This window comes from Ruegeria sp. AB6 (assembly GCF_056542685.1).
The window spans coordinates 709439-722222 of sequence record NZ_JBQGAD010000002.1; the positions used below are offsets into that span (position 1 = coordinate 709439).

Here is a 12784-nt window from a genome sequence, read left to right on the forward strand (position 1 = left end):
ATGAGCGAAATAAAGCAAAACACTGACACGGTTGCCCCAGTCCAGCACCTTGTGTTGCACAAAACCGTAGTTCTGGTGGGGATGATGGGGGCTGGAAAGACCGCCGTGGGCCGGGCGTTGGCCTTGCGCCTGGGTGTTCCGTTCCTTGACAGTGATGCCGAGATCGAATCGGCAGCGAACATGACCATCCCCGAGATTTTCGAACGTGATGGCGAGCCGTTCTTTCGCACCAAGGAAAGTCAGGTCATTGGGCGGCTGCTGGATGAGGAAAAGGGCATTCTGTCCACCGGCGGCGGCGCGTTTCTGTCCGAGCAGAACCGTAGGATGATCACCGAACGCGGCGTGTCCGTCTGGTTGAATGCTGATCTGAGCGTGTTGTGGAACAGGGTCAAGCACAAGGATACCCGGCCCTTACTGCGCACCGACGATCCTTATGCGACATTGCGCGGAATATATGAGGCCCGCGTGCCGGTTTACCAGCAGGCCGATTTGACTGTGACCTCGGACGGTGAGATTTCGATCGACAATATGGTTGGCCGCGTTGTCGAGGCTTTGCTCAAGCGGCCTGATGTTCTGGAACAAAAATAAATGCACCAAACCGTACATGTTGAGCTGGGCGAACGCGCGTATGATGTCGAGATCGGGCCAGACCTGCTGGGGCAGTCCGGGGCACGGATCGCGCCCTTTTTGCACCGGCCCAAGGTCGCTGTCCTGACGGATGAGAACGTGGCCGCTCTTCATCTGGATGGGCTGCGCGACGGGTTGGCGACAGCCGGGATCGAGATGTCGTCACTGGCTTTGCCTGCGGGTGAGGCGACCAAGAGCTGGCCTCATTTCGAACGTGCGGTCGAGTGGTTGCTGGCCGAGAAGGTTGAGCGCCGGGATATTGTCATTGCGTTGGGCGGTGGCGTGATCGGCGACCTTGCGGGCTTTGCCGCAGCCGTCCTGCGGCGCGGTGTTCGCTTCGTGCAAATCCCGACCTCGCTGCTGGCGCAGGTGGACAGTTCCGTCGGGGGCAAGACCGGCATCAATGCACCACAGGGCAAGAACTTGATCGGAGCCTTCCATCAGCCCTCGTTGGTGTTGGCCGATACTTCGGTGCTGGGTACGATGACGGATCGGGATTTCCTGTCCGGCTATGGTGAGGTCGTCAAATATGGCCTGCTCGGGGATGCCGACTTCTTTGAATGGCTGGAAGACAATGGAACCGATGTGGCGGGGGGCGATATGGCGGCGCGGGTGCGGGCCGTGACCCGCTCGGTGCAGATGAAGGCCGATATCGTGGCACGGGATGAGACCGAGCAGGGCGACCGTGCGTTGCTGAACCTCGGCCACACCTTCTGTCACGCGCTTGAGGCTGCAACGGGTTATTCCGACCGGCTGCTGCATGGTGAAGGCGTGGCCATCGGCTGCGCGCTGGCGTTCGAGCTGTCCTCGCGTCTTGGTCTGTGTTCTCAGGAAGACCCCAGCCGCGTGCGTGCGCATTTGCGTACGATGGGCATGAAGACCGATTTGGCGGACATTCCCGGAGAACTTCCAGGCGCTGAGGCTCTGGTTGATCTGATGGCGCAGGACAAGAAGGTGATCGACGGTCAATTGCGGTTCATTCTGGCGCGCGGAATCGGCCAGGCATTCGTCACCTCTGACGTACCGCGTGATGCAGTACTGTCGGTGCTTCAGGACGCGCTGGCCACTGCCTGATCAACGCCCGTTGAGCACCATCAGCTCGCCGATATTCTCGCGTGTGATATAGCCCACCATCGCCCCCGAAGCAGTGCAAACCGCAATGGCCGGGGCGCCTTTATGCAGCCCGTCCAGCACGGCCTCCAACCCGTCGGTCAAGCGAACTTTTGGAATGTCCGGTTCCATGATCGAAGTGGCCGGATTGGACCGGGGTGTTTCTTCGGCAAGGGCCGCGAACAGACGATTGCGCGTGACAAAGCCTTGCAGCTTGCCATCGGGGGACAGCACCGGAAACTCATGCTGCGTGGTATGGATGACGGCCTGCGCGGCGGTCGCCAGCGTGTCGTCGGGGGAAAGAGCGTGAAATTCGGTGATCATCGCATCGCGCGCCAGCACGCGCCGCGCGACCGAGCGCATCGTCACGTCCTGATTTTCGGCATTTGCGGCCACAAAGACGAATACCGCGATCAGCACCAACAGCGCATTCCCGGTGCTGAGCCCAAGGAACCCGAACCCGACCGCCACCGCCTGACCCGCCAGCGCGGCGACCCGTGTGGCTTTGACGCGATCCATTTTCAGACACAGCAGGGCACGGAACACACGCCCGCCATCCATCGGAAAGGCGGGGATCATGTTGAACGCGGCCAACAGCAGGTTCACATAAGCCAGACGGTTCAGCAGGCCGGGGCCGGTGCTGTCGATCTGAGCCATGGTTTCAAGAGGCATTCCCGCGCCCAGAAGAACCAGCAAGACCCAGATTGCAACATTGACCGCAGGGCCTGCCAGCGCCACCCAAACCTCTTGCATGGGGTTTTCCGGCATCCGCTCGAGCCGAGCCAGCCCGCCGATTGGCAATAGGGTAATGTCAGGCGTTTTGATCCCATAGCGCCGGGCCATCAGCGCATGGCCAAATTCATGGGCGACCACACAGGCAAATAGCGCCAGCACGAAGATCAGGTTTTCAACCGCGGCCGCCAGACCTCCGCTGGAATAGGCGGCAAACCCGACCCAGGCCAGCAACAGGAAAAAGGTGACATGGACCCTCAGTTCCGACCCCAATATCCGGCCGAGTGAGAAGGACCATGTCATGATATTTCTCCGTCTTGGTTAGAACGGAATCTCGTCGTCGTCGATACCGCCGGATGCAGGGGCCGGAGAGCCGGACGGCCCACCATAAGGATCCCCATAGCCGCCACCGGCCTGACCGCCATAGCCGCCACCGGATTGGCCGCCGCCATACCCACCACCGCCGCCACCTTCACCGCGCGCGTCCAGCATGGTCAGTTCACTGCGGTAAGGGCGCAGAACCACTTCGGTCGAATATCGATCCTGTCCGGACTGATCCTGCCATTTGCGGGTCTCAAGCTGGCCTTCGATGTAAACCTTGCTGCCTTTGCGCAGATACTGCTCGGCCACACGCACCAAGGGCTCCGAGAAGATGGCGACCGTATGCCATTGCGTCCGGTCCCGGCGTTCGCCGGTATTGCGGTCTTTCCATGTCTCAGACGTGGCGATGCGCAGGTTGCAAACCTTTCCACCATTCTGGAACGACCGAACCTCAGGGTCGGCACCGAGATTTCCGATCAGAATGACTTTGTTGACTGAACCCGCCATATATTCCCTCGTTCTTTTCTGACTGAGCAGTGCCCGAATCTGGCACCTGTTGTTTCTGCGACCCTATACGGCCTGCGCTTTGGTTGAAACATGGTTGATGACGCGAAAATGAGCGCGCTAATTCTTTAGGCATGATTCACCAAGCTTTCATTCTTTGCTGAAATATCTATACTCGTTCAGGTTCGTAGAGATCGGGATCGGCATTTATGCGGTTGTTGTTAGCGAGTTTTTCGGTGCTATGCTGTGCACTGGTCTCAGCCCCGGCTGTGGCGGATACCTTGTCGACGAAAAGCCGCAAGGACATTTTCCTCAAGCAATCCAAGGTGTTGGATTCGCGCGCGGCCACACAATATCGCAATTCCGAGCGCTATAAGCCAAAGACGCCGAGGCGTCAGTTCAGCCAGCGTTATAATGGGAAATACAAAGGCCAGTATCTGACCATCGCGCGGCAAGCGGCGCGTAAGCATAACGTCCCCGAAGACTTGTTCTTGCGGTTGGTGCAGCAGGAAAGCGGCTGGAACCCCAATGCTGTCTCGCATAAGGGAGCACTAGGTTTGGCACAGCTTATGCCTGCGACAGCAAGAACGCTTGGCGTCAACCCGCTGGACCCACGGGAAAATCTGGAAGGTGGCGCGCGCTATCTGTCCGCTCAATACCGCAAGTTCAAATCTTGGCGTCTGGCGCTGGCGGCATATAATGCTGGTCCGGGCGCGGTGGAAAAACATGGTGGCGTTCCGCCGTATAAGGAAACGCAGAATTACGTCAGGGTGATCTGGGGCGGTTAAACTCCGCTTCCCGTCCCAATAGGTAAAAGGCCAACCCTGCGGCTGGCCTTTGTGTTTTATTCGGCTGCAATCTTGATGACCGGCTCCATACGTTCCAGGACATCCTCGGCCAAATGACATTTGACCTGATGTCCCTCGGCCAGAGTTTTCACCGGCGGAACGCGCTGTTCGCACAAGCCACCCGGCACCTCGGACTTCCAGCGGCACCGCGTCTGGAACGGACAGCCCGGAGGCGGGTTCATCGCAGAAGGAATATCGCCTTCTAGCACGATATGCTGTTTCTCGATTGACGTATCAGCGATGGGCACCGCGCTCAGCAACGCTTCGGTATAGGGATGATAAGGCGGGGCAAAGACCTGATCGGTGGTGCCCAACTCGACCACATGGCCCAGATACATGACCATCACCCGGTCGCTGAGATAGCGTACAATCGACAGGTCATGGCTGATGAACAACAGAGTCGTTTTGTGTTCACGCTGGATCTCCATCAACAAGTCCGTCACGGCCGCCTGCACGGACACATCCAGTGCCGAGACCGGCTCATCCGCCACCACGATCCGCGCGTCCCCGGCAAACGCACGGGCAATGCCCACACGCTGTTTCTGACCGCCAGACAGCTGGCGAGGCATCCGATCGGCAAAGGCGCGCGGCAGCTTCACCAGATCAAGCAGCTCCAGCATCCGCTTCTTCCGCTCGGCTTCCGAGTTGCCGACACCGAAAATCTCAAGCGCGCGGATGATCTGGCGGCCAACGGTCATCGACGGGTTCAACGTGTCAAACGGGTTCTGGAATACCATCTGAACTTCGCCCACCGTCTTGGCGTCCCGCTCTTCAATCGGCACGGCCTCGATGTTGCGATTGTCCAGAAGGATTTGCCCATCCGTCGCCGTTTCCAGCCCCATCAACACCTTGGCAAACGTAGACTTGCCACAGCCGGATTCGCCCACAATGGCCAATGTCTCGGATTCATGCGCCTCAAAGCTGAGCGTTTCGTTGGCCTTCACCACCTTAGTCTCGCCGCCGCCAAACAGCGCATTCGCCGCGACCTCATAGTATTTCTTCAGATTGTCCATCTTCAGAACTGTGCGGCCAATCGCAGCCTTTTCCTTTTGTTCCCCAACGGTGATCGGTGCGTTCCAGTCAATCTCCTGGAATTTCAGACAGCGCGTATGGTGTCGGTCATTTCCGGGCACAGCCTGCATCAGGATATCCTGAGCATCACAACGCCCTTCTTCGAAATAGTCACAGCGCGGCCCAAAGTTACAGCCCGGCGGGCGCTCATGGGGCAGGGGGAAGTTCCCCGGAATGGCCACCAGCGGGCGCGTGTTCTTGTCGGCCCCAGGCAAAGGGATCGAGCGGAACAGCGCCTGTGTATAGGGGTGCTGCATTTCGTCAAACACATCCTTGATCGAGCCGCGCTCGACCGCCTCACCCGAATACATCACGCAAAGCCGGTCGCAGGTTTCCAACACCAGCCCCAGATTGTGCGAGATAAACAGCATTGAGGTGCCGTATTTCTTGCCCAAATCCTTGACCAGTTCGACCACAGCCGCTTCAACCGTCACGTCCAGCGCGGTCGTTGGCTCATCCAGAATCAAAAGCGCCGGTTTCGACATCAATGCCATGGCGATCACGATGCGCTGCTGTTGTCCGCCAGAGAGCTGATGCGGGAAAGAATTCAGCATTCGCTCGGGGTCGGGCAGGCGCACATCGGTGACAACCTCCAACGCGCGGGCATAAGCCTCTTCCGCGCCGACGCCTTCGTGGATCATCGGCACTTCCATCAACTGCTTACCGATCTTCATCGCTGGGTTCAGCGATGCCATCGGTTCCTGATAGATCATCGCGATCTCGTTGCCGCGAATGTCGCGCAACTCCTCGGTGGTCATCTCACCCAGATCACGCCCTTTGAACTTGATCGAGCCGCCAACGATGCGCCCGTTCTTGCCCAAATCCTGCATGACACCCAACGCAACCGTGGACTTGCCACAGCCAGACTCACCAACCAGCCCCACAGCCTCACCAGGTTGCACGCTGACCGAGAAATCCATAACGGCGGGAATTTCCCTCAACCGGGTAAAAAACGAGATCGAAAGCTTGTCGATCTCAAGGATTGGCCCGTCATAATCCGCCAGTTTGTTCATCTTGTTACTCCTCGCGAGAGTCAGGGGGATCCCTTCATCTGGCTAAAAATATCCCGGGGGGTCCGGGGGGCTGGCCCCCCGGCCTCGATCACAATCAGTCCTTCAGACTTTCTTCGCGCAGACCGTCGGCCAGCAGGTTCAAACCCAGAACCAGTGACAAGAGGGCCAAAGCAGGCGGAAGGGCAGGGTGTAGATAGATCGACAGCAGCTTACGCCCCTCGTTAATCGTTGAACCCCAGTCCGGGCTTTCCGGTGGCAGACCCAATCCAAAGAAACCCAAGGTCCCCAAAAGAATGGTCGTGTAGCCAATCCGCAAACAGAAATCGACGATCAGCGGACCACGCGCATTGGGCAGAATCTCCCATAGCATGATGTACCAGGGGCCTTCGCCTCGCGTTTGCGCCGCCGCCACATAGTCGCGGGTTTTGATATCCAGCGCCAGCCCGCGAACGATACGGAACACAGTGGGCGAGTTAACAAAGACCACCGAGACAAACACCACCAAAATACCGCCAGGGATGTCGAACAGGTCCAGATAGGTTGGCAGACCCCAGATGCTATAGCTGTCGGTGTTGACAATGTACCCGCCGGTCGAGATCAGCGATAGATACAGCCACAGCGCCACTCCAAGCACACCAATCAGCAGCGGCGTGCGGAAATTCGGACGTGTATAGTAACGAGAGTTCAGTAACACCCCCAAAAAGATGATCGGAAAGACAAACAGGACAGCGGCCATATAGTTCGGCACCCCTGTCGCCACGATCTCGGGCGTGACCAGCAGATAGAACAACAGGATCACCGGGAAAGCCAGGATCAGGTTGGCCAGGAAGGACAGCAGTGTGTCCAAACGACCGCCATAGTACCCGGCAGGCAAGCCTAGCGTGATCCCGACCATGAAGGCGAACATCGTTGCCAGCGGGGCGATCTGCACCACGATCCAGGCCCCTTTGACCATGCGGCTGAACACGTCGCGGGCCAAGTTGTCTCCGCCCAGCAGATACCAGGCGTATTGACCCTCTTCCAAACTGGACAAAGGCGTTCCTGGTACTTTGTTCTTCATGCCCGAAATCTGGTCCAGCGGGTCATGGGTGACGATCAGATCCATCGCCCCAAAAATTCCGGTAAACACCCAGAACATCACAAGGCCGAACCCGATCATGCCGATGGGGCTGTCGAACAGCTTGCCATACAGACCCAGCTTGCGCTTGAACGCGATCGACATGGCGTAAAGCAGGATCAGCGACATCCAAACCGGCAGAAACTGCTGGGACATGGCGCCGATGATCCCGGCGTTTGTGCCCATCAGGATGCCAAGGACGATATAGGCAACCGCAAGGCCGACACTGGCCAGAAAACTGTATCGCATCGCGGCTTGGATCATATTTCGCAGCCCCGAACTGGACGTGAGCGTGCCGTCCGGGTTCACGGTCATCTGATCCTCGGGCAGGATGATGCTCGCCAGCATCCAGGCGACAACGGACAGCGCCATCAGTGCCAGCGCCAAGGCGATCAGCGGGTTGAGGAAGGCGATAGAGCCGGTCCAGGTAAGTGGTTCCATGATCTAACCCTCCCTTAAGAAATGCGAATACGCGGGTTGAGGTAGACATAGCCGATATCCGAGATCAGCTGCGTCACCAGCACCACAAAGACCGACACGACCGAAATCGCCAGCAAGAGCTGGATGTCGTTATTCCCCGCCGCCTGCACCAGCGCCCAACCAAAGCCCTTGTAGTTGAACAGGGTCTCGACGATCACCACACCATTCAGCAGCCATGGGAACTGCAACATGATGACGGTAAAGGGGGCGATCAGCGCATTGCGCAGCGCGTGTTTCATGACGATGTTCGAGAAGGACACGCCTTTCAGCCGCGCGGTACGGATATATTGTGCCGTCATTACCTCGGTCATCGAGGCGCGGGTCATCCGAGCGATATAACCCATCCCGTAAAGCGCAATCGTCAGCACGGGCAGGAAGAAATTCTCGAATGTCGGGTTCTCCATAGCCTGCGTGGCCGTGCCCTTGAACCACTTCAATCCGACGGCGGATGAAGTGAAAATTGCGATGAAGATCACGCCTGACACATATTCCGGTGTCGCTGTTGTGGTGATGGCAAAGGTGGACAGCGTGCGGTCGGTGGCCGAACCCTCTTTCATGCCCGCCAGAACGCCAAGGATCAGTGCCGAAGGGACCATCAGCAGCATCACCCAGAACATCAGCCGACCGGTTAGGGCGAGACGTGTGCCGACAACTGTTCCGACCTCTTCTTTGAAGACTGTGGAATAGCCCCAATACCCCTGCAAGATACCGCAGAAATTGGGAGATTCTTCGGCGGTTTTACCCGGAAGGATGCATCGGCCCTGAATGGTTCCGTCTTCGTTGGTGTGCCGGTACGACGGCAGAACACCCAGCCATTCGCCATATTTTATGGGCGTTGACTGAAGATAGCCGCCTTTTTCCAGAAAACTCTCGACCTGTTCATCCGACATCCGAAAGTTGCCCTGCGTTTTGGCAAGCTTTTCGAGGTTCGGATACAGGTTGGTGAGGAAAAAGACCAGGAATGTCAGGCACAATGCTGTCAACAGCATGATCCCGACCCGCCTTAGAATGAATAGTCCCATGATAGCCCCTGTTGGTCGGCTGGCGCTGGTTTCAGGCCGTGCGCGTCGCTAGTATTTTTCGCCGGGTCAGCGCCGACGAAAAGGCCGCGCCCTTACGGCGCGGCCCTGTAGGTGTCGGCTTAAGAGACGATGCCGAACTTATACAGCTGCGGCAGGTCCGCGATGTGCTTTTCAACACCAACCATGTTGTCACGGTGGTGACGCATTGCTGTCCGCCAATAAGGCTGGATGGTCACACCCTCTTCGATCATGATCGTTTGCAGCTTGGCCATCACCTCGCGGCGCTTGTCCACATCGGCGATCGAGTTCGCTTCGGCCAAAAGCGCATCGAACTCGGCATTGGCAAAGCCGGACTCGTTCCACGCCACGCCTGACTTATACGCCAAGGCCAGAACCTGCGTGCCCAGCGGGCGGTGGTTCCAGTTGGTCGAGGAAAAGGCGTATTTCGTCCAGTCGTTCCAGAAGGTCGAGCCGGGCAGAACCGTATGTTTGGCCTTGATGCCCGCGTCGTTCAACTGCGCAACCACAGCAGCGGTGGTATTGCGACGCCAGTCATCGTCGATCGACTGAACTTCGTGCTCGAAGTCTGCCATGCCCGCTTCTTCCATCAGCGCCTTGGCACCTGCCGGATCATACGGAATACGGGTCACCGCCGAGTCGTATTCGGGGTGCATTGGACCTACATGGCAGTTCTCGGCAGGGATGCCGTAGCCGGACATACCAAGCTCGAGGCAGACATTGTTGTCCACGGCCATGGCCAGCGCCTGACGCACACGTTTGTCGCCATAGATCTTATTGCCATTGGCGTCTTCGGCCAGCTGGTTCGGACGAATGACGATGGTAAAGCCCGAGGGGATTTCCGAACGGGTCAGGCCGATGCCGTCGAAGATGTCAACAAATTCGCCGACCGATTCCCAGTTCATGTCGATCTCTTCGGCCTCATAGGCGGCTAGGAAGGCTGCCGGGTCGGTGCCGTAGTCGATAAACTCGATCCGGTCGATATAGCCGCCTTTGCCAGCCTCATAGCCCCACCAGTCAAAGCCTTCGTTGCGCACGAGCACACCTTTGACGCCGACCTCGTGGCTTTCGGGGATCATAAAGCCGGTGCCGACCGGGTTGGCCAGCATGTTATTGGCATCAAAGCTACTGTGTACGATGGCGGCCGGATAGTCCGCCATGCCGGGAATGATGGTGATGTCGGGCGCGTTACACGTCAGTTTGACGGTATGGGAATCCACAACCGTAATTGCACCGTCCGCGGCCTTCTGCGTGGCCTCGTCAATCAGCGATGCCATGCGGGATGCCATCGAGTTGCCCTCTAGCCCCGCATCACACCAGCCGGTGATGTTGCGTGCCACGTCTTCGGCGGTGAAGTCGTCGCCATTGTTCCACTTGACGCCTTTGCGGACGTTCAGAGTGTATTCTGTCGCGTCGTCATTGGCCTCCCAGCTTTCCAGCAGCATGGGTTTGAACGAGCCGTCATTGTTGTATTCGACCAGATATTCCAGCCAGCCAGCGGTGTAAGTGGCGATTTGGGTCCAGTCATAGGTGCGCGGATCCTTCAGCGCGCGCACTTCCATCTGATAACGGATGGTGCCGCCACGCTGCGGTTCTTGCGCGGCTGCGGGTGAATTCAGTCCGATCATGCCATAAGCGGCGGGCACGGCAACGCCCAACGCGGTGGCGCGGGCCATGAACTCGCGCCGGCTGAGCTTGCCGTCACGATATTCCTGTGCGTGCATCTCCGCCGCCCAGTGCATCGGTGCTCCGGTCAAGGTTTGCTTTGTCATTTATGTCTCTCCCTGTGACATCAATTTTTGTGATTTGTGAGTGGAACCGCTCAACGCCGAAAGAAGCGTGCAGCGCGTCCGCGGGTATTCGTTGCTGTGATACTGAACATCCCCATGCCTTCATTCGGCACCAGAAATTCTGTTAGGTCAACGTTCGAAATCGTCATTCAGGAGACAAAAGCGACATTGTGGAGGATCGCAGCCTGGAAATACGGGATCGTGTCCTGGCTTAAGAAGCCTGGCGGGTTCCCATTAACACAAGGGATTCGGATCATCGATGGCGCGTAATTCTTGCCGTCTATCGCAGTGGCAAGTTGCGCTAGTATCACTTTGAGAAATCAACGTGAATCCAGTTTTTCATCCGTGCTCGAAACCAGGTGCGTTGTCGTTTGGCGAACTGGCGGGTCGAGATCGTGGCGCGATCTCGGGCGGCATCCAGGGAAAGCTGGCCGTCAAGATATGACATAAGCTCGGGGACACCGATGGCCTTGAAGGCGGGAAGAGAGGGGTCGTAGAGGGATCGCATCGCCTCGACTTCATTCAAAGCGCCGGTATCTAGCATCAGATCGAAACGGCGATTGATCCTATCTAGAAGCCATTGTTTGTCCACGTCAAATACGATCGGCACCGTGTCGTCCGGGCTCAGAATAGGCGGCGGAGTATCAGCTTGCCAGTCCCGCAGGCTGCGTCCGGTGGCGCGCTGCACTTCCCAAGCGCGCTGGACGCGGGCGCGGTTTTGCCGGTCCAACCGGGCCAGAGTTTCGGCATCCACACCCTTGCTCAGCGTTTGCAGGTCAAGCTGGTCGCCCTCGGCACGTATTTCTGGCGGAGTAGCGGGTATTTCGGCCATGCCCTCGGTCAAGGCCGAGAAATACAGCCCCGTGCCCCCAACAATAATCGGTCGTTGTGGGCCGGTCAGCAAGGGTGTGACCTCGCGCAGCCAATGGCCGGTCGAATAATCCTGATCATACGCGACATGACCATAGAGCAGATGCGGTGCGCGGGCCTCATCCCCAGTCGAGGGGCGGGCCGAGATCACCTGCCAGCAGTCATACACCTGACTGGCATCTGCATTGACGATGATGCCGCCGAATTCTTCGGCGATCAGAAGTGCAAGTTCGGATTTACCTGACGCTGTCGGCCCCGCAATCAGTACGGGTTTATCGTCTGGGATAGGGGGCAGGCGGTCCCAAATTGGCGATGTATCTGTTTTGGCCATCGGGGCTGCCTTGTTCCTCATGATCCGCATTGAACCTGTCGCGGTTTTGCTTCATTTTGCGCCGGAATTAAACCCGTGCCAGCCCGGAGCGCAACATGACCCTTTCCCCAGACATCGACACCCCGAAAACCAAATACAGTCGCGTGATGCTGAAGATCTCTGGCGAGGCGCTGATGGGCGACCAGGGGTTTGGCCTGCATCCGCCGACCGTCCAGCGTATCGCGCAAGAGGTCAAATCGGTGCATGATCTGGGTGTCGAGATCTGCATGGTGATCGGCGGTGGCAATATTTTCCGGGGTCTCAGCGGCTCGGCGCAGGGGATGGAGCGGACGACGGCGGACTATATGGGGATGCTGGCCACGGTGATGAACGCGCTGGGGATGCAATCCGCGTTGGAAGAAATCGGGGTGTTCACCCGTGTGATCTCGGCCATTCGCATGGACGAGGTGTGCGAGCCTTATATCCGTCGCCGTGCTGTACGGCACCTTGAGAAAAAGCGGGTCTGCATCTTTGCCGCCGGGACCGGGAACCCTTATTTCACCACCGACACTGCGGCCACTTTGCGTGCAAATGAAATGGCTTGCGAGGCGATCTTCATGGGAAAGAACGGCGTGGACGGTGTCTATGACAAAGACCCCAAAGAACATGCGGACGCGGTGCGCTATGACACAGTCACCTACGATGACGTGCTGGCAAAACGGTTGCGGGTTATGGACGCCTCGGCCATTGCGTTGGCGCGAGACAACAACCTGCCGCTCATCGTGTTTGGTCTGGACGAACCAGGCGGCTTCCGGGGAATCCTTGCCGGTGAAGGGACTTATACCAAGGTTCAGGGCTAAGCCTTCACCCATATGTGACAAAAGCCGGGCCATCGCGCCCGGCTTTTTTTGTTCGGGCGCTTGACGGGATTGGTCGGTCTGGGCAGTTTGG

11 protein-coding genes are annotated in these 12784 nt (G+C 58.1%); 4 read left to right on the forward strand and 7 right to left on the reverse strand.

Features of this window, described 5'->3' with window-relative positions; genetic code table 11:
- Both ACR0DB_RS07600 and aroB read left to right on the forward strand, forming a co-directional pair.
- Positions 1-588 carry a shikimate kinase gene (locus tag ACR0DB_RS07600; RefSeq protein WP_480549873.1) on the forward strand — a complete coding sequence of 196 codons (588 nt, stop codon included), beginning with the start codon at positions 1-3 and terminating at the stop codon, positions 586-588.
- A complete protein-coding gene (gene aroB / locus ACR0DB_RS07605) occupies positions 589-1701 on the forward strand; it encodes a 3-dehydroquinate synthase (protein ID WP_480549875.1) in 1113 nt (370 codons plus the stop codon). It abuts the gene before it with no gap.
- On the opposite strand, the gene ACR0DB_RS07610 is transcribed toward aroB, so the two are convergent.
- Positions 1702-2772, reverse strand: a complete 1071-nt coding sequence (locus tag ACR0DB_RS07610) for a site-2 protease family protein (protein ID WP_480549877.1) — start codon at positions 2770-2772, stop codon at positions 1702-1704.
- Positions 2773-2790: 18 nt separating this feature from the next.
- Complete coding sequence (gene ssb, locus ACR0DB_RS07615) at positions 2791-3297, reverse strand: single-stranded DNA-binding protein (RefSeq protein WP_170769536.1); 507 nt, start codon at positions 3295-3297, stop codon at positions 2791-2793.
- Between the two features lie 206 nt (positions 3298-3503).
- Between ssb and ACR0DB_RS07620 the strand changes: the two genes are divergently transcribed.
- Positions 3504-4082, forward strand: coding sequence for a lytic transglycosylase domain-containing protein (locus ACR0DB_RS07620; protein WP_480549879.1), 579 nt, complete (start codon positions 3504-3506; stop codon positions 4080-4082).
- 56 nt (positions 4083-4138) lie between these two features.
- On the opposite strand, the gene ACR0DB_RS07625 is transcribed toward ACR0DB_RS07620, so the two are convergent.
- The 5 genes from ACR0DB_RS07625 to miaA form a co-directional block, all read right to left on the reverse strand.
- Positions 4139-6226, reverse strand: coding sequence for a dipeptide ABC transporter ATP-binding protein (locus ACR0DB_RS07625; protein ID WP_170784581.1), 2088 nt, complete (start codon positions 6224-6226; stop codon positions 4139-4141).
- Positions 6227-6320: 94 nt separating this feature from the next.
- Entirely contained in the window at positions 6321-7784 is a 1464-nt protein-coding gene (locus tag ACR0DB_RS07630; protein ID WP_480502936.1) for an ABC transporter permease, read from the reverse strand.
- Between the two features lie 14 nt (positions 7785-7798).
- Entirely contained in the window at positions 7799-8845 is a 1047-nt protein-coding gene (locus tag ACR0DB_RS07635; protein WP_170788569.1) for an ABC transporter permease, read from the reverse strand.
- Between the two features lie 119 nt (positions 8846-8964).
- Positions 8965-10635, reverse strand: a complete 1671-nt coding sequence (locus ACR0DB_RS07640) for an ABC transporter substrate-binding protein (RefSeq protein ID WP_170769541.1) — start codon at positions 10633-10635, stop codon at positions 8965-8967.
- Positions 10636-10960: 325 nt separating this feature from the next.
- Positions 10961-11854, reverse strand: coding sequence for a tRNA (adenosine(37)-N6)-dimethylallyltransferase MiaA (gene miaA / locus ACR0DB_RS07645; protein ID WP_480549881.1), 894 nt, complete (start codon positions 11852-11854; stop codon positions 10961-10963).
- A gap of 95 nt (positions 11855-11949) precedes the next feature.
- Here miaA and pyrH point away from each other — a divergent pair, with 95 nt between their 5' ends.
- Positions 11950-12693 carry a UMP kinase gene (gene pyrH, locus ACR0DB_RS07650; protein WP_170769543.1) on the forward strand — a complete coding sequence of 248 codons (744 nt, stop codon included), beginning with the start codon at positions 11950-11952 and terminating at the stop codon, positions 12691-12693.
- Positions 12694-12784 lie beyond the last annotated feature (91 nt).